A 23,160-nucleotide genomic window follows, 5' to 3' on the forward strand; every position below is an offset into this window, starting at 1 on the left:
CCGAACGCGCCGGGAAGAAACATCACGACGCAACGATTGCTGAAAACGCTGTAACGGGTCACCGCCCATGCACGTATGATCCGACGTGGCATTGGAATCATCGCACTCGTAGGATGGCCGGCGTGACTCGCCGGCTTTTTCTCTGTACGTCAGAGACTGTTCATGCTTGACGGGCAGGCCCCGCGCTCCTACACTGCACTGCACCGAACGCGGGTTGGATTCGGAAGGCGACTGGCAACGACGACGCGGTCGAGCCCAGAGCCTTGTTGCCCTCCGTACCCACGCTGAGAAGGCGGTCTCTCATGGATAACGACCCGACTCACGGATCGGATACAGGAGCGGACGCGAGCGCGGAAACAGGACTCGAACGCAGTGGTCCCGTCTGGGAAGACCCTCGGGACGTACCGCTCGTCACGGCTTTCTTCCAAACTGTGGTGGCCGTTCTTGGCAGACCCAAGGCGGCGTTCGCCACGATGCGCGTTTCACCCTCAATCGGTCGAGCCTATCTGTTCACAGCAGTTCCGGGCATCGTCTCGGCGGTGATTTCATCGGCGCTCCAAGGCGCGACCAGCGCCATCTTCTCCAATTTCATGCCCACGGACCAGTACGAGCCGACGCCGCTGGGCACGCAGCTCATGATGGGCGTTGTGGCAACCGCCGTGCTGCCGTTCGTCTTTGCCGCCGTCCTACATCTGCTGCTCATCGTCGCCGGGGCGGCTAAGAACGGTTACGCCGCGACGTTCCGGGTCCTGGCGTATGTCGGCGGCAGTTGCTCGCTGTTCGTCTGGGTGCCTTGCGTGGGAGCACTCGTCGCCCTGGTGTGGGGCATCTACTTGTGGACCGTCGGAGTCCGTGGCGTTCACGAGACGAGCACGGCGCGCGCGGCAACCGCCGTCGGAATCTTCGTCGCGATCCTGCTGACCGTGGCAATCGGCGTCGGTTTGGCAATGGCGCTGTCTGCCATGTCCTCGCCTGGTTTCCGCGGCGAGGTGTAAGGTTGCCTGAGCCGACGACCACGATGCGACACGCCGTCCTATACTACGACGCGGGCTGCCGACTGTGCCGAGCCTGGGCTGAGTGGGTGGTGAACCATCGCGACCCGGCAACGCTCTCCTGCCTGCCCGTGCAGAGCATGGACCGCACCGATTCTGGAATCGATCCTGGTGACGCTCTCGTCACGCTGCACATGGTCGTACGGGATGGCTCGCGGGAGCATGTGTTGCGGGGCGTCGACGCGGTCCTCTACGCCCTTCGCGCGTGCCGAGGGTACCAATGGCTAGGCAGGCTCGGAAGCAGGCGCCCGTTCCGTGTCTGTGCGCGTGCGCTCTATTCATGGACGTCGAAGCGACGGGCACGGCGGGGCGAACGCCATGATGCCTGCTGTGGCTACCCGTCGGATCGCCTTCCGCACGGGACGGATGACGCGTCTTCTGTGAGCGTTTCGCCAATCAGGAAGGGCGTGTGAACGCGAATCGCATGTGGCACCTGATCGCAGAGATGGTCGCGAACTACGCCGAGGAGGGCGACCTCGACACGGCGATGGAGACCTTGAAGAAGGCGCTGGCGTTACAGCCACAGTGGGTTCCCAACGCCGTCTTCGACGAACGAACGCGCGCGTTGCGCGGCCGCTCGGACTACGCCGAAGCTGTGGCGCTGCCCCCCGATGACGCGCCGGCACACTACAACATGGCGCAGGTCGCCGTCGAGTATCAGAACGTCGATGCCGCCTGCGAGTACCTGACGGCGGCGTTCCAACTGGCACAGGCTGACGGTACGGTCGAATATTTGGTCGAGGCAGTGCGCGAAGACGACACGTTCCGCGCCATTCTCGCCGACGCTCGAGTGTCGGAGTTGCTGTCCCAGCACGCGTCCTAGCGCCGCCGCAACGACTTTCGCGTCCTGGTTCCCCGCGTAGCGATCTGCCCCTTGGCTTTCTCCGTCCGCGCTCGCCGGAGTTCCTCCCGCCTCTGCTGGGTCTTCTGAACCCGATCGCGGTGTCGCCGCTGGATTCTAGACAATGGGCGGCTCTTCGTCCTACTGCTGGTGAACCGTGCGGCGATGTACGGCTTGGGCATTGGCAGCCGCCGCAGAAGCGCCAACACCGATTGAACCCAGTGCTGCTTCGATCGTCGCGGCTTCGACCCGTGTCCGCAGATCTGCGACGGGGCTCGGAAGCGTCTCCCGACGCCGAGGCTGTACTCGCAGGTCGCGCAGTCGGCGGCGTCTCGATTCAGCCCCTCGATCAATGGGCACCGCACGATGGTGCGCTCGCCGACGCGGTATTGCCGTATACGTCGTGGTCGTGTCCGCACAGGACGCAGCCGGGCGAGCGCACTGTCAATGAGACGCCGCAACTGCACGGTCGGCTCCGCACTCAAGGGCTGTTCCGTCTACTTACCGTCGTGTCCCAATGCCGGTTCGTGGATTAGGAGTTTCGCGATCCCGTCAACGTCGCCGAACCCGAACACGCGTCCATCCCAGTCGACCGCGTCATCCGTCACCAGAGCCAGCAGATGCGGGTCCTCGAGGCAGATCGGGCTGCTGCTGTGAGCCCGCCTGAACACCTCGACCTTGGGCAGTGGGCTCCATTTGAACCCCTCGGCGATGACCAGGTCCGCCCCCGCGAAGAGGCGTGATGCAATCTCACCCGCGCCCGACGGCACCCGGTAGTCCAAGTACATGGTCGCCGTGGGGGTGACGAGAGCGACCTGCTGAGCGCCCGCTCGCGCATGTCGCCAGGTATCCTTCCCGGGCACGTCGAGGTTCAGTCGGTGGTGCGTGTGCTTCAGCGTTGCCACCGTGACGCCCTTGGACCGAAGCGCCGGGACGACCGCTTCGATCAGAGTCGTCTTGCCGGATCCGCTGGCTCCCACGATGCAGACGATGCGGGGATTGGTCATGTTGCTGCCGATGGGTGCGTGCCGGACGCTCCTCGATGCGGTTCCGCCAAAACCGTCACTAGGCTACGGATGTCGTCACCGAATGGCAAGCGACGCCCGAAGCGCGTGCTATACTCGTCACCCGCAGAGCCCGATGCACCCACACGGAGGAACCGATGCGCCAACCGAAGAACCCGACTGCCATCTACGATGACCATCGGTGGCTCGTCGTCGAGGGGCATGCGTCCTACGTCGTCTACCTGATGAACGGTTGCGCGACGAAGCCATATCTGTCGATGATGACTGCCGCAAGCGGACGCAACCTGATCGCCGATTGCCCGGCAGATCACCTGCACCACCACGGCGTGTGGTGGGGACATGGAGACGTCGACGGGGTCACGTTCTACCTCGAGCTGCCCTCGGAGAACCCGGGCTGGATCATGCACCGAAGCTGGCTGGAGCACATTCGGACAGATCGACAGTTGGGCTTCCGCGAGTCGCTCGACTGGGTGGCGCCATCGGGCGAGACCCTGATACGCGAGGAGAGACGTCTCAGCGTCCGGTTCGGTCTGGCGCAGGGTTACGGGATCGATGTCTCTCTCACGCTCTTTCCGTCACGCGAGTTGCGACTGGGAACGACGAAAGAATCCGGGATGCCCCTCATCCGGCTCGCGGATTCGTTCAATGGCAGAGCCGGCGGGATCATCGTCGACAGCGAGGGGAGATCCGGGGAGGCGACGACGTTCGGGCAGCGGTCACGCTGGGTGGACTACCATGCGCCCGTGCCTCCCGCGTACGGTTCCCATGGTCGAGAGGGGCTCGCCTGTTTCGACCACCCGGCGAACCCCGACTTCCCGAACGCATGGTTCACCAGGGAGTATGGTCCGCTCTCGCCGCGGGAGGGGAATCACTTCATCGGAGAGACGATCCTACGTCCGGGCTCGCCGCTTAGACTCCGGCATCTCCTCTACTCCCACGTCGGGGATGAAAAAGCCGGCGACGTGGAGTCGGTCTACCAGCGGTTTGCCACGGACTCGTGGGAAGCCTAGTTTTCAGGCGTCCCTGCGGGGAACTCGCTCGGAACGCTCGGGGCGACCAGCGAGGCGGCGCGGCTTCGGACATGGTCGGACGGTTTCTGGGTCACGCCCGCGTCGAAGTACCGTACGATGCCGGATGCGTCGACGTAGACGCACGTCGGCAGCGACCGAATCTGGTAGCTGCGGAACGCGTCGGATGACGCATAGAGGTGACGGAACGGCGCATGGACGGACGCGAAGAGGAGCTCACGAGACGTGTCGCTCGCCCGGTTGACGCCCACGACATCGATGCCCAGGCTGTCTAGCTCCGGCAACGCTTCCGCGATGGCTTTCAGCAACCGCTCGCTCGATCGCGACTGGGACTCCCAAAACACCAAGATCGCTGGCTGCGTCGCGGGTTCCCAGGCGGCTTCAGCCCCAAGCTGATCGCGTCCTGCGATGGGTGGCGCTTGTGAATCGATCAGCGCGGTGCCAGGCTCGATCTGCGTGCGAAGCTGTCTGGCGGCATCGGATTGGTCCCGCTGCTCGTAGATGGACGCGATCCTGTCGATCATCTGCCGAACCAGCGGGTGGCTCAGCGACGTGCTCGCCGGCATCGCCCTGAGGAGCCACATCGACGAGTCCAGAGCCGCGTCCAGATCGCCAGCCGCATACGACACGTCGCTCATGGCAACGCGGTAGCCGAAGCTCCTGGGTCTCATCACGGACTGAAGCGCTCCGTAGATCCTTTGCACACCTTCTGTGTCGCCCGACTCGGCGTAGATCGCTCCCAGTTCGCGGATGACATCTACCGTATCCGGCTGTAGCTCAAGCCCTCTTGAGAACTGCTTGACCGCTTCGTCACGCTGATCGGAAGCCTCCAGCAGCACTCCCGCAAGGAAGTGGACTTCGGCGTCGTCTGGGAGGAGCTGGGATGCCTCTACATAGGCTTCCCGAGCGCCAGCTTGGTCCTTAGCCGCCCGGCGAAGGGCTCCGACAAGCTTCAGCAATCCGCCGCGAGCTCCGCCGGCACCGAGGGTAAGCGCTGATTCCGCCTGCTCCAGCAACGCGTCTCGCGCGTCAGAAGACAGCAGGTCAGCCACGCCGAACGAGCTCCGCACGAGCTCGTAGCGGTCTCGGCGGCGAACCGCGGTCCGGACCTCCCGAAGGATCGTGTCGAGCACTGCCGAGTCCTCGGTCCACTCCGGCAAACTCGTGACGACACGCAGCCCACAGTCGAGCCCCAAGACGGTCTCATGGGCGAGCCCGTCGGATCCCCTGGCAAGAGCCAAGTGGTGCCAGCACCGGAGCACCGGAGCGTACGCCCCGTATAGCCGCTGAACGCTGCGGGCGTTCTCGTAGTTGGAGGGGGCGAACTCGTACGCGTAGCTGGTCTTGACTCGCGGCTCGGGGTCGCGACGGAAGACCGGATCGCCACCCTCTTCGTCGGCTGGGCAGATCAAGACCGTCGAGTCGGCGATGTAGGTGGGAACCATATCGGACAGCAGCTCGGGCCATGCACCATTGTGATCGAGCCGGTAGAGCCGGAAGCCCTCCCCAACCTGGCTCAACTGCTCGCGGCAGATCGCGGCTGCCTGGGCGTCGAAGCGCGCCGTGACCGGTGCCACGGGCTGTCCATCGGCACCGTCGACGTCGGGTCCGAACTCGATCACCTCGCCCGATGCCCAAGCATCATCTGGAGCCGGGTCCTGCGCCCACACCGAGGGCGCGGACCGCAGCGACAGCCCGACGAGCAGCAGGACGTTCAGGCAGCGCCGCAACGTGCGTGCAGTCCGGTCGAGGGTCCCGCTCCGGCGACTACGCCGACAGCGAGACACGCGCATACCGCAAGTCAGTGCCATCACCGGGTCCAAACAGGTCGAGGGTGTAGGACGGCATCGAGCCGCCGCGCTCAGGCGCGGTGAAGAACATCGAGAATGGCTTCGCGAGCGGAAGCGTGATTGGCTCGCCGTCGCGATCCACGGGCAGCATCCAGTTTCCGGACGTCGCCGAGCCGTTGTTCACCCGCGAGGTGACCTGGCAGACGACCCAGAGCCCTTCGGGAGTGGCATGGAACCGGGCGTACCCGGGCATGGGGGTTCTCAGGTTCTCACCGCCCGAAAGCAGCTCGCGGCTTTCGACCACAGCGCCATCCCGCACGACGACGTAGCACAGATGCGCCGTCAGCGCAGTGTCGAGGAAGAACCGGTCTCGCATCGCTGCTGACTGGACAGGTCGTTTTATGTAGAGCAGATGCGCTGAACTGTCCGACCCGATCCACATGTCTAGGTTGAGGATGTGCCCAGCGGTGTCCTCGACGGAATCGATCTCGATGGGAGCCGCGAACCCACGCGACGTCACGTCGGGCGTCCAAGTGTAGAAGAGACGCCGGAACACATAGTCCCATTGTGACCCGGTCGACTCGAACTTGAACCGTCGCCACGCTTCTACCGGCTCGACGATGTCGCCAATCGCCATCACGTGCCCTGCGCGGCGGCGCAGCGCCACTTGGGGGTAGCACGAGCGGATCGGGAACGCGATGCGTCCTCGTGCAGCCCAGTTGCCCTCTGCCCCTCGCCATGACCAGAACTGGTCGCCGGTGGGCGCATCGATGTTGAGCAGCAATAGCTCGCCGCGCTCTCCGTCTGCGGCGACACCACGGTATGAGTGGTCTGTGAACCGAGCCCCCGGTTCCCAGATCGGTCGATGGATCACAGGCTGCCGGTACGGGGCGCCGGCTGAGAACTCGAGGAGTTGGGGCTCACACGCCTCATACTGGGCCCCGGCGGGTCGCGTGGACGGGTTCGCCGAGAGGAACAACCTGCCATCCCGGAAGCCGACCAATGGGCACGGCTCACGTTGGCGGAACTCGCCATCGGCGTAGGCGAGCTCCCAGGCGGAGCCCTCGCGTCCTGCGAACAGCCGCGCGCGCGTGTTGCACAGTGGCGGGACGCTCCGCGACGCCTCCATGGCTTGTACCAGCACCATCGAGCCGTGACGGAAGACCAGCGGGGAACCGTAGCACCAATACGGTCCAGCGCCGTTGCCAGGGGGATCGCACGCCCCGATGACGACATCCTCTTCGACTCGAGGACGAAGACTTACCACGTTCCAGCCCTCCCTGCCGCGTCGCGTTCGACACTCGTCCGAGACCGATCACAGCGACGTGCGACCCAACCGAGGCGCTTAGCCTGCGGATGGCGCGATTGTGTAAGCCTGTATGACGGAGTTGACGAGCAGTCGGGAACAGATCCGCTCGACGTCGGTTCTGCCCAACGGTCCTGATAGGTAGACCCGCCTGCCCGTCGCCACTCGCTCCACACCCGGAATGCCGATGTCGCGCGCGCCTTTCAGGGCGCTCTCACCGACGGCGTCTGTGACTCCCGGCTTCAGCCGGACCTCGATCGCCCAGTCCATCCCGGCTGGAACCTGAAGCATCCCGTCATCGATTCGGACGACGGCTTCCTCGGCGATCCTGTCCGCGAGCAGACGGAACGCCATCGCCTCAACGTCAGCCTCTTGCGCGCCGCCCTCGACCCAGTACGCGCTCGCGCACCGCGCGTGGACGCCATCGGCGATGCCAAGATCGGCGATGTCGTGCTCCACTTGGCGTGAGGCGGCGTCTGCCAATCCTTCTCGAACGAAGACCTCGACAACCCACCGCTGCATGGCGCGCTAGTCCTCCCTCGACGGCGACGATGGTACCACATAGCCGGTTGGATAGACCTGAACGTTCCCGATCGTTGTGCGGAACACCCCCTGCTTCGGCGTCACCAGCGCAATGTCCATCTCGCCCAGCACGGAGTCGGCTTCCTGGTCCGCGTTGATGGCATGATAAGGCACGATACCGAGGAGGGAGCGATACGAATCGACGTAGGCGATGTTCCAGTGCAGGTCTCGAAGCCGTCCGAGGTAGATTTCCTTGTGCCGCTGCCCGCTCTTCAGAGACCAGACGCTGACGCGCGTGTCCAGTTCCGAGCTCGGAAGAGGGGACATGCCAACGCTCGAAAGGATGCTGCTCTCCCAGTAGAGGCGGTTGCCCGTGTCGGTGGTCAGGAAAACCTCGACCCGGATCCCATCCGCGTAGAGCTGCGCGGCAGCCTCGATGCCGCCAAGGTTCTGGATCGTCTGCGAGTCGCACCCAATGCTTGCGAAAGCGAGTGCCGCGAGCACGACGAGCGCGGCTGCCGCCAACCGGTCTGCCGACGGTAACGTTCGCCGGACTCGATGGTTCACTCGCGATCTCCCGGCATCCCGGATCCGTCTGCCTCGACATGGGGATGGATGGTCACGCCCTGCACGACACGGCTGTATGACCCGTTGGGCCCTGCCGGATCATCGGGATCGATCCCGAGCGCGATGGCGCGAAAGACCCCGAGCATCTGACCCACGACGACGGCGATGGGAGCCCGGAACTCGTCAGGCACGTCCGAGTATCCGTGAGGCGAGACGATGGTGTCCGTCGGTACGGAGGGCGCGTCGCAGTCTTCACCGACGAGGATGCGCGGCGTATCCGCCACCTGTGCCAGCAGGTCTCTCTCGTACCTCCGCGCGTGACTCGTGGACGCCGACAGAAATGCCACAACCAACGCGCGCTCCGAAAGCGCGGCGATGGGCCCGTGACGGAAGCCGAGAAATGTCTCTGACTGCGTCATCACGGTTCCGCGCGTCAGCTCCTGCATTTTCAGAGCCGACTCGGTGGCTGCTGCGTGCAGCCCGCCAGTGCCGAGGTAGAAGGCACGTTCGAGGCTTCCGCCAACCGCATCCGAGATCCGGTCAGACTCCGTGTCGATGAGGTCTTCGGCGCATCGGGCGAGTTTGGCAGTCAGCGACATGAGCCCATCCGGGTCGGCGAGCCAATACCCCGCCAGCACCATGTTCGTGTATGAACTGGTCATCGCCAATCCCTGATCGTGCGTCTCCGGCGGCAGGACGGTGAGCGAGTAGGACCGGGGATGCCGTAGCGCCAGTTGAGCGAGCTGTCCGTCGGGATTGCAGGTCACGATCCAGTGGCGAATGGCGTCTGTGTCCTCGCTCAACGCCACTCGCAGCGTCTCGCAGCTCTCCGGACTGTTCCCAGACCGTGCGAAGTGAACCATCAGCGCCGGGCGACGGATCGGGAGGGCGCGATCGGGCTCTGCGATGATGTCCGTTGTCGCGCACGCGTACGCTGGAATGCCACGACGATACCGTACAGCGGGGGCGACCGTTCTGCCGACGTAGTCGCTTGTGCCGGCGCCGCAGAAGACGATGGTCTTCAAACCCGACAGGTCGCGCAGGTCTTCGGGAGCCGCGTCCGAGAGCAGCTCTGCCGTGCGCATCCAGGTCCAGGGCTGCTGGACGATCTCTCTCGCAGTCACGCATCCGTCCACTCGCCGCGCGATGGCGGTTGTGCGTTCGGCGCGTCGTCGCAGATAGTGTTCGACGGTTGTCAACGGTGTTCTCCGACGGACGCATGCGGCGGCTGAGCAAGCCCGCCGAACCTTGACTGGCGGATGCGACGATTCTACAATAGCCAATGGTCGTTGGCGAGTCTGGATGGTTGGCTCTGGGCGGTCCGACCATCGTCTTCGTCGTTCGGGCCCGTCCGTAAGTCCGGCTAACGACCGTCTGTCTGGTACCCAGATGCTCACCGTTCACCACATGCCCAAGGTAGTCTATTCGTGCTTCACTCGTGAGTGCGAGGCATGCGTGTTGTCTCGCATCGCGGGTTCACGTGTTGCTGCGCAACGGGAATCGCGGGCACCTGAGGCGGCGTTCAGCCGATGACCATACCGGAACACCGACCGGTGCTGTTGGGCGAAGTGTTGACGTACCTCTCCCCCATGCCGGGGATGACGGTCGTGGACGCCACCGTGGGGTTAGGCGGACACTCGGCGGCTGTCCTCGAAGCGACGGCTCCCGACGGAGTGGTCGTGGCGATGGACCAGGACCCCGACGCGCTGGCAATCGCACGGGATCGCCTCGCGTCCTACGGGAACCGCGTCCGGTGGCACTCCGGGTCTTTTGCCATGTTTGGGGCGGCGTTGGACGCCGCAGGAGTCGGCAGCGTCGACGGAGTCCTCATGGACCTCGGTATGTCCTCATACCAGCTTGAACACTCCAAGCGGGGGTTCTCGTTTCTACGCGATGAACCGCTCGATATGCGGATGAATCCCGAAACACGAGAGACCGCAGCCGACGTAGTGAATAGGTGGAGCCGAGACGACTTGGAGTGGATTCTGCGGACGTACGGCGAGGAGCGTTGGTCGAGGCGCATCGCGACCGGCATCGTCAGCGCCCGCGCGCAGCAGCCTCTGTCTACGACGGCGGACCTCGTTCGCGTGATCGACCGATGCGTGCCGCGACCACGGGGCAACCCAAGGGCGAGGATCCACCCGGCGACGCGCTCTTTCCAGGCGCTTCGTATCGCGGTGAACGATGAGTTGAGCGCCCTTGAAGCAGGAATCGACGCCGCGCTTCGTCGGCTGAAGGCAGGCGGTGTGCTGTGCGTCATCGCATTCCACTCCTTGGAGGATCGCGTCGTGAAGCATCGGCTGCGCGGCGCCGCAGGAGTGGGCGTTGACGCCGCCGAGTTCGAGCTGTTGACCAAGAAGCCCGTCGTCGCATCGGCAGACGAGGTGGCGTCGAACCCTCGGGCGAGGAGCGCCAAGCTCCGAGCCATTCGACGTCTGGCAGTCTGACACGAAGCGCACGGACTCGCGGCGCTCCGGCGCCGATCATCGACGTGTTGGACCGGCAGGTGTGCCGGTATCAGAAGGCATTCCACCCGATGAGACCTGATCGCTCATCCGCCTCAGCCACGCCGAACGAGTCGTTGTCGCCCGCACGACGGTCGGCAGACGACGCGTTGCGGAAGGCACGAGGACGTTTCGTCCGCTACTACTTCGTCTGGGCCCTGCTGCTGCCTGTCGGGATCGCCCAAGCCTGGTTCGCTCAGGCTCGGCGGCACATCGCTTACACGCTGCCCGACGTGGAGAACCAGATATCGCTGGTCCGGTCTCACATCGACCAACTCCACATCGAGAGCGAGTCGCTCAAGGCGCTTGCGAACGTCGATGCGATGGCGAGCCGCCTCGGGTTCGTGAGACCGGAGTTGCCACCGATAGTGCTCGCGCCACTGGACCCCAGTCGGGTGCCAGGTCCTAGCGCGTCCAGCGCCGCCGGTCCCACGGCATCGACGACGGCTTCTGCCGCCCCAACGACGCAAGCCGGGCTGCTCCCGCTGAAGGTCCCTTTCGTTGGGAACCAGAGCCATAGCGTCGAGCGGGCAGCACCTCAGACGGAGCAACAGCCATGAGCCCGGTCCCCTTCGACAAACGGCTCCGCATCCTCCTTGCCGTCTCGCAGGTGTTGTTCGTGGTGCTGGTGGGGCGTCTGTTCCAGGTCCAATGGGCGCAGAGCGATCGGTTCGACGCGAGAAGCAAGCAGGAGCGCGCGATCGTCACGAGCATGGTCAAGCGCGGAGCGGTGTTGGATCGCCGCCACCACGAGCTCGCCGTGACCAAGACGGTCTACTCGATCGGGGCGTATCCTCAGTTCTACCGCGATCTCATCACTCGCGGCGGGAAGTCTCCCGACGTCGTTTCCGAGCGGGTACAGCGCGTCGCCGAGATCGTCGCTCGTCACACGGACCAAACGGTCGAGTCCGTGCGCAACGCGCTCGAAAGCCCACGAGGCTTCGAGTGGATCCAGCGAAGGATCGAGTTCGCCAACATCCTCGCCATCGAGGACGAGCTGCGCGCCATCAAGATGCTGTGGTTCCCGCGCAGCGCCCTCGTGTATGAGCCAGAGGAACGACGGTTCTACCCACGGGGTTCGCTCGCCGCGCAGACCATCGGGTTCACGAACATCGACGGCGAAGGCATGGAGGGCGTCGAGCTCGCGTACGACAGCCGACTGAAGTCGCGACTCGTCGCCACGCGAACGCTGCAGGACGGCAAGGGAAGGTCGATTGATCCGGTCGCAGTCGCTGCCGAAATTCCACAGAGCAGCGAGTGCGTCGTCCTGACGATTGACGAGCGGATTCAGTACACACTGCAGACGGAGCTGACGAAGCAGATCGCCCAGTTCGAAGCCGCTGGCGGCGTCGGAATCGTCATGGATCCCAGCACCGGCGAAGTGCTCGCGATGGCGAGCATCCCAGACTACGACCTGAACCACTACAACGACCCGGATATCGCGCCGGTCGTCCGACGTAACCGCGCGACGTGGTGGCCCTATGAGCCCGGATCCGTGTTCAAGGTCGTGACATTGGCAGCGCTGCTCGATTCCGGTCGTATGCCGTTGACCGAAACGATCCACTGCGAGAACGGGAGCTACAAGCCCCACCCCAAGATCAAGACGATCAGAGACGCCCACCCATACGGACCTTTGACGTTCGCTGAGGTCATTCAGAAGTCCAGCAACATCGGCACGCTGAAGGCAGCCCAGCGGCTCAGCCAGCAGGAGTACGCCGCATACGCCCGGAAACTGGGGCTGATGGCGACAACGGGCATCGACATCCCGTACGAGCGTCGCGGCAACATGGTTCAGCTCACGGATCCGAGCGTCTACTACGGAATGTACTTCGCACCGTGGGGGCAAGGTGTGTCGGTGACACCGCTCCAGATGCTGAACGCCGTCAACGCGATCGCGAACGGCGGAGTCCTGCTCAAGCCGCGCATCGTCAAGGAGATCGTCGACGCTGACGGCGTCGTGGTTGAGCAGTCGTCGCGTACTGAGGTCGGGCGAGCGATCAGCGAGTCGGCTGCGCGAGCTGCGACGGACGTGCTCGTCGGAGCCGTCGAGCGCGGCACAGGAACGGCAGCCAAGCTCGATGGGATCCGCGTCGCGGGAAAGACCGGGACGTCGCAGAAAGCCAGCGAAAGCCAACGCGGATACGAACACGGGCAGTATATGAGCAGCTTCGTCGGCTACTGGCCCGCTGAGAAGCCGCGCTACTCAATGCTCATCGTGATCGACGAGCCGCATGGCCTTCACTACGGTGGGCAGGTGGCAGCGCCGGTCTTCCAGCGTGTGGCGACCCAAATCAACGCTTTCGAGCGGCTTGGTGACGTGTTCGAGGCGCAGATGCCCCGGATGCCGGAGGGACAGGAGTTCCGACGCAGCCGCAGCGAGGCTCCCAGCCTAGTTCCAGACGCGGTTGCCAGTCCCGCGATTGCCGCACGCGACTCCTTGCCGTCCACAGGGACCGCAGGCAGATGACAGTCTCCGAGCTCGTCATGGGGGTTCCGGGCGCAGTCGTCACGGGCGATTCTGCGCGCCTCATCATCGACCTGGTGGCGAACCACACGAAGTGCACGCCGGGGTCGGCGTTCGTCGCGATCCGTGGGGCGAGGTTCGACGGACACGCATTCGTCTCGCAGGCGATCGCTTTCGGAGCCACGGCGTTGATCGCCGAAGAAGAACCCATCGCCCATACTGACGCCACATGGATTCGGGTCGGGGACACGCGTCGGGCCCTGCCCCGTCTCGCGTCGACCTTCTTCGGGAATCCTGCCAACGGGCTTCGGATGGTCGGTATCACCGGAACCAACGGCAAGACCTCCACCGCTCACTTGGTTCAGGAGCTGATCGAAGCAAGCGGAACCCCATGCGCCCGTCTCGGCACCATCGGACACGAGATCGGCGGCGAGCTTGTCGAAGCGCCGAACACCACGCCGGACGCGTTGGAGCTCAACCGACTGCTGCGCGACGCCCTGATAGCGGGCGACCGTGCCGTCGCGATGGAGGTGTCCTCGCACGCGCTCTGCACGCACCGCGTCGAGGAGGTCCTCTTCGACGCCGCGATCTGGACGAACCTGACGCAGGATCACCTCGACTTCCACAAGACGATGGAAGCCTATCGAGACGCCAAGCTGGTTCTCCTCCGACAACTGAAGCCGGGAGCGGTCATCGCCCTGAACCGAGACGATCCGTCGTTCCCGGACTTCGCCCGGGCAGCCGTGGCACAGCGCCACGCAAGACTGTTGTCATTCGGTCTGTCACCTGCTGCCGACGTGCGGGCGACGAACGTCCGGTCGACGCGCGAGGGCTCCCGGTTCGACCTCGAGTACGAAGAGCGGCGAGTCCCGATCCATCTCCGACTTCTGGGCGACTACAACGTGTCGAACGCCTTGGCGGCTGTCGCGGTGGGCATTGGCTTCGGGCTCGACGACGATACGTTGGCTGCGGGTGTCGAAGCCCTCGGCGCGGTTCCAGGAAGATTCGAGCCGGTTCCGAGCGAACGCCCCTTCTCAGTCGTCGTCGACTACGCCCACACCCCCGATGCGCTGGAACGGCTGCTTCTCGCCGCGCGTTCGCTGAACCCACGCCGGCTGCTCGTGGTGTTCGGATGTGGAGGGGACCGCGACGCGACCAAGCGTCCGATCATGGGCGAGATCGCTTCGCGCCTGGCGGACGTCGCGATTGTCACGTCGGACAACCCGAGAACCGAGGACCCGGCGGCGATCATCGACCAGATCGTGGCAGGCATCGACGCCGACGCCTCGGCGGTCTCGATCGCAGCCCGCGAAGAAGCCATCGCCCGCGCCATCTCAATGGCACGAGACGGCGATATTGTCGTGATTGCGGGCAAGGGACACGAGGACTACCAGATCGTCGGCACGACGAAGACGCACTTCGACGACCGAGAGGTCGCGAGACGCTACCTCGATCGCGGCTGAGCCGGTTCGCGGCTCGCACAGGGAATCATCGTGAATCTCTCCGCTGAGCGTATCGCTCAAGCCACCCAGGGCGTTGTCCTCCGGGGTCCTGCGGACACCGCCTTCACGTCCGTTTCGACCGACTCCCGGACTGCCGCGCCCGGAGACCTGTTCGTCGCTCTCGCTGGCGAACGGTTCGACGGGCACGACTACGTTGCCGACGCCGTCAGTCGGGGCTGCCGTGGCGCAGTCGTGCGGCGTGATCGTGGCATCGACCTGAACGACAGGGATGTCGTGCTGATCGGCGTCGATGACACGACCGAGGCGCTGACTCGCTGGGCGCGCGAAACGCGGCACAGCATCGCGGTTCCCGTGGTTGGCATCACCGGCAGCAACGGAAAGACGACGACCAAGGAGTTCGCGGCAGCCATCCTGGGAACCGACACGCTCAAGGCGGAGGCGAGCTTCAACAACGTTCTGGGCGTCTCACGCACGTTGTTGAGGTTCGAGCCGCACCATCGATACGTCGTCCTGGAACTGGGCACGAACCATCCCGGGGAAATCGCGTCGCTCGTCGATCTGGCGACTCCCGACGTCGGAGTTCTTCTCAACGTCACGGCGTCGCATACGGAGTTCTTCGGCGACGAAAAGGGTGTGCTGCGCGAAAAGAGCGAGCTCCCGCTCGCGACGGATCGATCCATCCTGAACGCAGACGACCCGCTCGTCGCCGCGCTCGTTCCACGGTGCAGGCATCCCCTGACGTTCGGCTCGTCCACTGGCGCAGATGTTCGTGGAACCGACATAACTCTCGACTCCCAGGCGATCCCATCGTTCGAGCTGAGCATCCTGGGCGGCTCGCCGATGCGTGTTCAACTCTCGACGCCCGGTTCCCACAACGTCTCGAATGCCTTGGCGGCAGCGGCGATCGGCACGCTCATGAACGTCGACGCCGATGCCATCTGCGCTCGTCTCCGCGACGCTCGCCCGCCCAAGATGCGGATGGAGCGCGTCGAGGTGCGCGGCGTCGTGGTCTACAACGACGCCTACAACGCCAACCCCGCGTCCGTGCGGGCCGCGTGGGCGTTCATGCGGGCTCTCGGCGCGTCCGGTCGGAAGTGGATCGTGCTCGGCGAAATGCTCGAACTGGGCGAGGAATCGCCCTCGTTGCACGAGCGCGTCGCGTCTGAGTTGACTCCCGATGCCTGCGACGTGTTCGTGCCGATGGGTCCCCATGCCGATGCGATGGCACAGGCTGCGCACGGGTCGAGAATACACGCCATTCTGCGCTGCTCTTCGTCGGAAGACGTTGCCTCCGCCATCCAGGACGGGACGGAACCGGGAGACGTGGTGCTGCTCAAAGCGTCGCGCGGTGTGAAGCTGGAGTCGATTCTGCAGTCGCTGACAGCCCAGGAGAGATGATCGCGTGCTCTATTTTCTGCTGTACGAGCAACTGCAACCATTCGTGTCTGCGTTCCGCCTGTTCCAGTACATCACGTTTCGGGCTGTCTATGCGACAATCCTGTCGTTCCTACTGGTGCTGCTGCTGGGACCGGCGACAATCCGCTGGCTGCAGAAGCTCAAATTCGGGCAGTACATCCGGCGCGAGGGACCCGAGTCGCACTACTCGAAACAGGGCACGCCGACCATGGGCGGCTTGCTCATCGCGGGAGCCTGGTTGGCGAGCACGGTTCTGTGGGCCCGATTGAGCAATCCATTCATCCACATGGCGCTGTTCGCTGTCGTCTGGTTTGGGACGATTGGGTTCCTTGACGACTGGTCGAAGATCAAGAAGAAGCAATCGCTCGGACTGACCGGGAAAGCGAAGCTGGCTCTACAGTTCGTCGGGGCAGCCGTAATCGCCATCTACATGACTGAGGTGGGCTCAGGCACGATGTCGTCGCCGACGACGCTGGCGGTGCCGTTCTTCAAGACGGTCCATCCAGAACTGCCCGTCTGGATCTATGTGCCGTTCGCGATGATCGCCATCGTCGGGTCGGCGAACGCGGTCAATCTGACGGACGGACTCGACGGTCTTGCCATCACGTGCTCCATATTCGTGGTCGGGACGTTGGCGATCCTCGCCTACCTCACGAGTCACCTCGACGTCGCGACCTACCTGGCGATTCCTCACAACGCGGACTCCGGGGAGTTGGTCATCTTCGGGACGGCGCTTGTAGGAGCCGGGCTCGGGTTCCTCTGGTGGAACTGCTACCCAGCCCAGGTCTTCATGGGAGACACGGGTTCCATGGCGATCGGCGGGGCGATCGGCACGATGGCGGTGGCGATCAAGCAAGAGCTGCTGCTCGTCATCATGGGCGGCATCTTCGTCGCCGAAGCCGTCTCCGTGATCGCGCAAGTCCTCTACTTCAAGCGCACGGGCGGCAAACGCCTGCTCCGCATGTCGCCGCTGCATCACCACTTCGAAAAGGGCGGTATGCCCGAACCCAAGGTGACGGTCCGGTTTTGGATCGTCGCAGCGCTGTTGCTCCTGGTCGCCGTCAGCACGCTCAAACTGCGCTAGCCCAGGTCATCGCACCCATGCCACTGCACGTCCTGAAGCCGCACGACATGTCGGATCGCTCGCGGTTCGCCGGGCTCCGGGTTCTCGTCGTCGGGCTCGGGCGGGTGAGTGGCGTCGCGGCGGTTCAGGTGTTGTCGCGTCTGGGAGCAGCCGTCGTCGCGAACGATGTCCGCCCCGAAGTCGAGCTGGGAACCGAGCTCCAGTTGTTGTCCGATGATCCCGCCACTCGCGGCGTTCGCGGAGTGTACGGAAGCCATCCTCTCGAGTTGGTGGAGAACACGCAGCTCGTCGTCATGTCACCAGGCGTGCCGTACGACCTGCCCATGCTGCGGGCGGCTCGCGACGCGGGAATCCCGACGATCGGCGAGCTCGAACTGGCGTACCGGCTCACATCGGCTCCATTTGTCGCGATCACGGGAACCAAGGGGAAATCCACGACGACGACTCTCATCGGACACGCGCTCAGCGACGGTTTGAGCTCTCAGGTGCGCGTCGCGGGGAACATCGGCATCGCTCTGTGCGCCGAAGCGATGGAAAGCCGCGCGGACGACACAATCGTCGCCGAAGTGAGCAGCTTCCAGCTCGAGAGCATCGAGACGTTCCGACCGTCCGTCGCCGTCGTGTTGAACATCAGCGCAGACCACTTGGATCGCCACGCATCGATGGGCGAATACGTCGCTGCGAAGGCGCGGATCACGGAGAACCAGCGCCCAGACGATCTGATCGTCGCGAATGCCGACGATCCCGTGGCGATGCGTATCGCGGCATCCAGCGCCGGACGCCGCATCGCGTTCGGCGTGAAACACGGCGAACCGACTTGCGCGACACTCGACGGTCACTTGCTGATATGGCGAGAGGGCGGGACGGAAACCGTCGTGGCTTCAGTGGCTGACATCGGCGTTCCCGGCAAGCACAACGTGCTGAACGCGTTGGCGACGATTGCCACGACGATGCCGCTGGGCGTCGATTCCGAGGCAGTTCGCGGCGTGCTACGCCGGTTCCGAGGCATCCCTCACGCCTACGCGTTGGTGGGCGAGATACACGGCGTCCGCTACATCAACGATTCGAAGGCGACGAATATCGCAGCGGTTCGCGCCGCGTTCGATGCGACAGACTGCGAAAATGGGCGTATCGTCGCGATCATGGGCGGCGTAGACAAAGGCAACGACTATGGTCTCCTGTTGCAGCCCGTCAAAGACCGAGCGCGCCATCTAGTTCTTCTGGGCAAGGACACGTCTCGGCTGGCAGAGTCGTTCTCGGGAGTCGTTCCACTCAGCACAGCTTCGACGATGCACGAGGCGGTTCAGATCGCATCGCGCGTCGCTCTCGCCGGGGACACGGTCCTCATGTCTCCCGGACACGCGAGCTTCGACTTGTTCGCGAACTGGAAGGAACGCGGGGATGCGTTTGAGCAAGCCGTCCGAGAACTGGGTTGACGAAGGCGCGCGGCAGTCGTTCCGGGCTGCCAGGGAGACGCTGGCGGAAGAGCGCGCGCCGCGTCTTCGCCAGGCGCGTCTGCCGCTCTGGCTGCAGGTGGACCCGTTCCTCGCGTTTTGTATCGTCAGTTTGACGGCAATCGGCTTGGTCATGGTGTACAGCTCGAGCGCCGCCATGTCCGCGGATCGTGCTGGGTCCACCATCAACTACTTCCGCATCCAACTGATCGCCGCAGCGCTCGGCGCAATCGGCGGCGTCGTGGCGATGCGCGTGCCGATGACCTTCTTCTCCCGAAACGCCAAGCCGATCCTCCTGGCGTCCCTCATCGGCTTGATCCTGGTGTTTGTGCCGGGCATCTCGTCAAGCAAAGGAGGTTTCCATCGGTGGATACGGCTGTTCATCTTCCCGTTCCAGCCGGTCGAGATCGCCAAGATCGCGCTCATCATCTATGTGGCGCGGTTCCTGAGCTCCGGCAACAAGAGCGTGCGGAGCCTTTTCCAAGGCGTGTTGCCGAACGTGATCGTCATGCTCGTCGTCGTGGGGCTCCTGATCCTCCAGCCGGACTTCGGATCGGCGGTGCTCATCTGCGCTGTGGTCTTCACGATGCTGCTCGCGGGTGGCGCTCGCGTGTCGCACGTCGTTCTGCTGGGCATTCTGGCGGCGATACCGGCGTACCTGCTCATCGTTTCGGACAGCTACCGGTTCCAGCGCGTCACGTCGTTCGTGAAGTGGATCGGGGGAACCGCTCCGACGCCAGACGACAAGGGCTATCAGATTTGGCAGTCGTATAACGCACTGAGCGCCGGTGGTCTGTGGGGAACCGGTCTGGGCGAAGGCATCTACAAGCTGTTCTACCTGCCTGCGCCCCATACGGACTTCATCTTCGCGGTCATCGGCGAAGAGCTCGGGTTCATCGGCGGAGCGGCGGTCATTGCGCTCTTCGCAGCGCTCGCGACGCGCGGTGTCATGATCTCGTACCGGGTCCGCGATCCGTTCATGCAGATGCTCGCGTTCGGCGTGACGATCCTGCTGTGCCTTCAGGCGATTGTGAACATCGGCATGGTGCTGGGTCTCCTGCCGACGAAGGGCTTCACGCTGCCGTTCATCAGCTATGGCGGGTCGTCGCTCATGATGACGCTCATCGCAGCCGGCATGCTGCTCAATGTGTCGCGCTACGCCCAACCCGACGAGGCGGAACGATGAAGCGCGTCTTGTTCGCGGCTGGAGGAACGGGGGGTCACGTGCTCCCTGCTATCACGGTCGCCAATGAACTCCGATCCCGGGACCTGGGCATCGACATCGCCTTCGTCGGGAGCAGATCGCGGATCGAGGCTCAGATGGTGCCGGATGCCGGATATCGATTCATTTCGGTTGCCGCCGCCGGTTTCCCCGGTCGTCTCAGCGTGCGATGGATTCCTGCGCTCGCGACCCTGGGTCGCTCGTTGGTGCAGGTCCGAAGCGTCCTGCGGCGTGAGAACCCCGCAGCGGTCTTCGGCACGGGAGGCTTCGTCTGCGGACCGCTCCTGGCGATGGCGGCGCGACAGGGCATACCCACGATCATCCACGAATCGAACACATTGGCTGGGAAGACCAACCGCTGGCTGGGAAAGTCGATGACGGAGGTCCACGTCGGTTTCCCAGATGCGGTCGCCGGATTCGGATCGTCGAAGGCGCGCGTGAGCGGGAACCCGATCCGTCCCGATATCCTCGGCGTTGCTCACCGAAGGCGTGAGCGGCAAGGACGGAACGAAGTGCGCACACTCGTCGTCCTCGGCGGCAGCCAGGGTTCTCGACAGATCAATGACGCGATCGTGTCCTCGCTGCCTGAACTGCGGCGGATGTCGGTGCGGATCGTCCATCAGACCGGACACGGCGACCATTCGGCGATTCAGGAAGCCTACAAGCAGTCGCTGAATGACGACCCCGTTTCCGAAGACGTGGGCGCGCTCTGCGCGACGCACGATGTCCGTGTCGAAGCCTTCATCACGGACATGGCGGCGGTCTACGCCGAAGCCGATTTGGTCGTGTGCCGCGCGGGGGCGATGACGGTATCTGAGCTGGCTGTGTGCGGCGTCCCGGCTGTCTTCGTGCCGCTGCCCGGTTCCCAGGATCAGCCCAGGAACGCGGCAGCGGCAGCCAGAGCGGGAGCCGGGGTCGTCATGGAGTCATCGCCGCTGGATGCGCAGGCGCTCGCGCGGACGATCACGTCGCTCCTGACGGACGACGCGAGGTTGGGTGCGATGTCCGCGGCATGGGGTTCCATTGCCAGACCCGATGCAACGCGAGTCCTGGCGGACGCCATCGAGAGATACCTGTAGCGCTGACCGCGAGTTGGGGGGCTGAGATGTTCGGCAAGACGCGCACCATCCACTTCATCGGCATCGGCGGCTCCGGCATGTGCGGCATCGCTGAAATACTCATGACGCACGGCATGGCGGTCAGCGGATCCGATCTCGCCGACGGCGAGAACACGAGTCGATTGCGCAGCCTGGGAGCGGCTGTGGCAATCGGGCATCGCGCCGAGAACCTGGGCAGCGCGGACGTCGTCGTCGTCTCCTCAGCGGTGCCCGAATCCAACCCGGAGATCGTCGAAGCTCGTCGGCGGAAGATACCCGTGATCGCCCGCGCCGAGATGCTGGCTGAGCTGATGAAGCTCAAGTATTCGATCGCTGTCGGAGGAACCCACGGCAAGACAACGACGACTGCCCTCGTCGGCACGGTTCTCGAGCATGCAGGGCTAGACCCGACGGTGATCGACGGCGGACGGCTTGTGCACCTCGACTCCGGCGCGCGAGCCGGAAAGAGCGAACTGATGGTCGTCGAAGCTGACGAAGCCTATGGCAGCATCAAGCGCTTCGACCCCACAATCGCGGTCGTTACCTCGGTCGACGCGGACCACCTCGACTACTACAGGAACATCGACGAAATCCGCCAAGTGTTCCTCGACTTCGTGAACCGGGTGCCGTTCTATGGGATGTCGGTCCTGTGCCTCGACCAGGAGAACATCCAGGCGCTGATCCCCCAGGTTCAACGGCGCTTCATGACCTACGGCATCGCGACCAACGCCGATGTGACCGCGTCGGACCTCATGTTCAACGGCGTCAACACCCAGTTCATCGCCCGCTACCGGGACAACGTGTTGGGCAAGGTGAGGACGCACCTGCCCGGTGAGCACAACGTGCTGAACTCGCTCGCAGCGATCAGCGTTGGGCTCGAAATGGGAGTGCCGTTCACGACGATGGCGGACGCGTTGGGCGCGTTCCAGGGAGTGCGCCGTCGCTTCGAGGTGGTCGGCGAAGCGCAAGGCGTTCTGATCGTCGACGACTACGCCCACAACCCCGCGAAGCTTCGCGCGGCGTTTGCAGCGGCGCGAGCCGGCTACCCGGAGCGTCGGCTGGTGGTCGTCTTTCAACCGCATCGTTACCATCGCGTTCACCATCTGTCCGCTGAGTTCGCGCGTTCGTTCTATCAGGCGGACGTCGTCTACGTCACCGAAATCTACGGAGCTGGCGAGGAACCCATCGAGGGCGTCAGCGGAGAAGGACTGGTGGCGGCGATCCGTGAACACGGTCATCGTTGCGTCATTTCAGCATCGTCAAGGCCGCAACTAATCGAAGACCTCAAGCGCGAGGTCGCTCCGGGCGACACGGTCATGACGGTCGGAGCAGGCGATGTGTGGAAGGTAGGCGCCGAGTTCTTGCAGTGGTTGAACGCCGAGGAAACCGCCCTTGAGTGAGGTGCGCGCGGCTTGGATGCGCCGACTGGAAAGCATCGCCGGACTCCGCATCAGTTGGGATGAGCCGCTGTCGCGGCACACGTCCTTCAAGATCGGAGGACCCGCCGATGCTTTCGTCTGGGCGGACACGCGGGACCAGCTCGAAGCGGTCGCTCGGATCGTTCGAGAAGAGAGCGTGCCGCTGCTGGCGATTGGGCGTGGCACAAACCTGCTGGTGGATGACGATGGCTTCCGCGGCATCGTTCTCCGCCTGGGCAAAAGGTTCGAATCCGTCTCAATCGAGGGCAGCAGGCTCCGTGCTGGAGCGAGCGTGCCGATGAGCGTGCTCAGCAAAGAGGCTGCGAAGCACGGGTTGGCGGGCGTCGAGTTCGCCTTCGGCATTCCGGGGAGCGTCGGCGGAGGCGTCCGAATGAACGCCGGCGCCCACGGCCGCTGCATGGCTGACGTGGTTGTGGACGCTGAGGCGCTAGATTGGGAATACCGCCTCCGCGTGCTGACAGCGTCCGAGCTCAAGTTCGCGTATAGGACATCGTCGCTGGGAGACTACGTGTGCGCCACGGAAGCGCTCTTCGCGTTGGAGCCGGATGACCCCAACGAAGTCGAACGCCGCACGAAGTCATACTACAACCAGCGCCGAGCGACGCAACCGCTGTCGATGCCGAGCGCGGGCTGTGTGTTCAGGAACCCGGACGTCGGAGCTGCGGGAAAGCTGATCGATGAATGCGGTCTCAAGGGATTCGCCATCGGCGGGGCGAGGGTCTCGGAGATCCACGCGAACTACATCGTCGCCGAAGAGGGTGCTACTGCAAGAGACGTTCATGCGCTGATCGACGAGGTTCGGCGGCGCGTGCGGGAGAGTACTGGAGCTGACCTTGAACTCGAAGTCAAGATCATCGGTCCGCAGGGCCCGACGCGGTAAGGGGTC

Annotated in this window: 21 protein-coding genes; 15 read left to right on the forward strand and 6 right to left on the reverse strand. The window is 64.3% G+C overall.

The annotated features are described in order from the left end of the window. Window positions 1-302 precede the first annotated feature (302 nt). From FJZ36_03290 to FJZ36_03300, 3 genes are read left to right on the forward strand one after another with little or no spacing between them, the layout of a single operon-like run. Complete coding sequence (locus FJZ36_03290; protein MBM3213923.1) at window positions 303-995, forward strand: hypothetical protein; 693 nt, start codon at window positions 303-305, stop codon at window positions 993-995. A 23-nt stretch (window positions 996-1,018) separates the two neighbouring features. After that, entirely contained in the window at window positions 1,019-1,465 is a 447-nt protein-coding gene (locus FJZ36_03295) for a DUF393 domain-containing protein (GenBank protein MBM3213924.1), read from the forward strand. Then, complete coding sequence (locus FJZ36_03300; GenBank protein ID MBM3213925.1) at window positions 1,462-1,875, forward strand: hypothetical protein; 414 nt, start codon at window positions 1,462-1,464, stop codon at window positions 1,873-1,875. Before FJZ36_03295 ends, FJZ36_03300 begins: the two co-directional genes overlap by 4 nt. A gap of 515 nt (window positions 1,876-2,390) precedes the next feature. Here the strand turns inward: FJZ36_03300 and mobB are convergent. Continuing rightward, window positions 2,391-2,900 carry a molybdopterin-guanine dinucleotide biosynthesis protein B gene (gene mobB, locus FJZ36_03305; protein MBM3213926.1) on the reverse strand — a complete coding sequence of 170 codons (510 nt, stop codon included), beginning with the start codon at window positions 2,898-2,900 and terminating at the stop codon, window positions 2,391-2,393. Between the two features lie 155 nt (window positions 2,901-3,055). Here mobB and FJZ36_03310 point away from each other — a divergent pair, with 155 nt between their 5' ends. Beyond that, window positions 3,056-3,928: a hypothetical protein gene (locus FJZ36_03310; protein ID MBM3213927.1), complete on the forward strand. Its 873-nt coding sequence runs from the start codon at window positions 3,056-3,058 to the stop codon at window positions 3,926-3,928. Here the strand turns inward: FJZ36_03310 and FJZ36_03315 are convergent. From FJZ36_03315 to FJZ36_03335, 5 genes are all read right to left on the reverse strand, one after another. Continuing rightward, window positions 3,925-5,757 carry a redoxin domain-containing protein gene (locus tag FJZ36_03315; protein ID MBM3213928.1) on the reverse strand — a complete coding sequence of 611 codons (1,833 nt, stop codon included), beginning with the start codon at window positions 5,755-5,757 and terminating at the stop codon, window positions 3,925-3,927. The genes FJZ36_03310 and FJZ36_03315 overlap by 4 nt on opposite strands. Continuing rightward, window positions 5,714-7,003 (reverse strand): hypothetical protein, encoded by a 1,290-nt coding sequence (locus tag FJZ36_03320; GenBank protein ID MBM3213929.1) that lies wholly within the window; start codon window positions 7,001-7,003, stop codon window positions 5,714-5,716. Before FJZ36_03320 ends, FJZ36_03315 begins: the two co-directional genes overlap by 44 nt. Window positions 7,004-7,081: 78 nt before the next feature. Next, the gene (locus FJZ36_03325; protein ID MBM3213930.1) at window positions 7,082-7,564 is read right to left on the reverse strand and encodes a hypothetical protein; all 483 of its coding nucleotides are present in this window, start codon (window positions 7,562-7,564) and stop codon (window positions 7,082-7,084) included. Window positions 7,565-7,570: 6 nt separating this feature from the next. Continuing rightward, window positions 7,571-8,131 carry a hypothetical protein gene (locus FJZ36_03330; protein MBM3213931.1) on the reverse strand — a complete coding sequence of 187 codons (561 nt, stop codon included), beginning with the start codon at window positions 8,129-8,131 and terminating at the stop codon, window positions 7,571-7,573. Further along, a complete protein-coding gene (locus tag FJZ36_03335; GenBank protein ID MBM3213932.1) occupies window positions 8,128-9,330 on the reverse strand; it encodes an SIS domain-containing protein in 1,203 nt (400 codons plus the stop codon). The genes FJZ36_03330 and FJZ36_03335 overlap by 4 nt, the downstream gene beginning before the upstream one ends. Before the next feature lie 330 nt (window positions 9,331-9,660). Here FJZ36_03335 and rsmH point away from each other — a divergent pair, with 330 nt between their 5' ends. The 11 genes from rsmH to murB all read left to right on the forward strand — a co-directional run bounded on the left by rsmH (window position 9,661) and on the right by murB (window position 23,154). Further along, a complete protein-coding gene (gene rsmH, locus FJZ36_03340; protein ID MBM3213933.1) occupies window positions 9,661-10,578 on the forward strand; it encodes a 16S rRNA (cytosine(1402)-N(4))-methyltransferase RsmH in 918 nt (305 codons plus the stop codon). An 89-nt stretch (window positions 10,579-10,667) separates the two neighbouring features. After that, on the forward strand, window positions 10,668-11,195 hold the full coding sequence (locus FJZ36_03345; protein MBM3213934.1) for a hypothetical protein: 528 nt from the start codon (window positions 10,668-10,670) through the stop codon (window positions 11,193-11,195). Continuing rightward, window positions 11,192-13,102: a penicillin-binding protein 2 gene (locus FJZ36_03350; GenBank protein ID MBM3213935.1), complete on the forward strand. Its 1,911-nt coding sequence runs from the start codon at window positions 11,192-11,194 to the stop codon at window positions 13,100-13,102. Before FJZ36_03345 ends, FJZ36_03350 begins: the two co-directional genes overlap by 4 nt. Then, complete coding sequence (locus tag FJZ36_03355; GenBank protein ID MBM3213936.1) at window positions 13,099-14,562, forward strand: UDP-N-acetylmuramoyl-L-alanyl-D-glutamate--2,6-diaminopimelate ligase; 1,464 nt, start codon at window positions 13,099-13,101, stop codon at window positions 14,560-14,562. Before FJZ36_03350 ends, FJZ36_03355 begins: the two co-directional genes overlap by 4 nt. A gap of 24 nt (window positions 14,563-14,586) precedes the next feature. After that, complete coding sequence (locus FJZ36_03360; protein ID MBM3213937.1) at window positions 14,587-15,960, forward strand: UDP-N-acetylmuramoyl-tripeptide--D-alanyl-D-alanine ligase; 1,374 nt, start codon at window positions 14,587-14,589, stop codon at window positions 15,958-15,960. 4 nt (window positions 15,961-15,964) lie between these two features. Beyond that, complete coding sequence (locus FJZ36_03365; GenBank protein MBM3213938.1) at window positions 15,965-17,062, forward strand: phospho-N-acetylmuramoyl-pentapeptide-transferase; 1,098 nt, start codon at window positions 15,965-15,967, stop codon at window positions 17,060-17,062. A 17-nt stretch (window positions 17,063-17,079) separates the two neighbouring features. Continuing rightward, on the forward strand, window positions 17,080-18,498 hold the full coding sequence (gene murD / locus FJZ36_03370; GenBank protein MBM3213939.1) for a UDP-N-acetylmuramoyl-L-alanine--D-glutamate ligase: 1,419 nt from the start codon (window positions 17,080-17,082) through the stop codon (window positions 18,496-18,498). Then, window positions 18,464-19,702, forward strand: coding sequence for a putative lipid II flippase FtsW (gene ftsW, locus FJZ36_03375; GenBank protein MBM3213940.1), 1,239 nt, complete (start codon window positions 18,464-18,466; stop codon window positions 19,700-19,702). Before murD ends, ftsW begins: the two co-directional genes overlap by 35 nt. Further along, window positions 19,699-20,817, forward strand: a complete 1,119-nt coding sequence (murG, locus tag FJZ36_03380) for an undecaprenyldiphospho-muramoylpentapeptide beta-N-acetylglucosaminyltransferase (GenBank protein ID MBM3213941.1) — start codon at window positions 19,699-19,701, stop codon at window positions 20,815-20,817. The genes ftsW and murG overlap by 4 nt, the downstream gene beginning before the upstream one ends. A 26-nt stretch (window positions 20,818-20,843) precedes the next feature. Continuing rightward, window positions 20,844-22,235, forward strand: a complete 1,392-nt coding sequence (locus FJZ36_03385; protein MBM3213942.1) for a UDP-N-acetylmuramate--L-alanine ligase — start codon at window positions 20,844-20,846, stop codon at window positions 22,233-22,235. Then, the gene (gene murB / locus FJZ36_03390; protein MBM3213943.1) at window positions 22,228-23,154 is read left to right on the forward strand and encodes a UDP-N-acetylmuramate dehydrogenase; all 927 of its coding nucleotides are present in this window, start codon (window positions 22,228-22,230) and stop codon (window positions 23,152-23,154) included. The genes FJZ36_03385 and murB overlap by 8 nt, the downstream gene beginning before the upstream one ends. Window positions 23,155-23,160: the final 6 nt, after the last annotated feature.

The organism is Candidatus Poribacteria bacterium, from assembly GCA_016866785.1.
Classification (GTDB): domain Bacteria; phylum Poribacteria; class WGA-4E.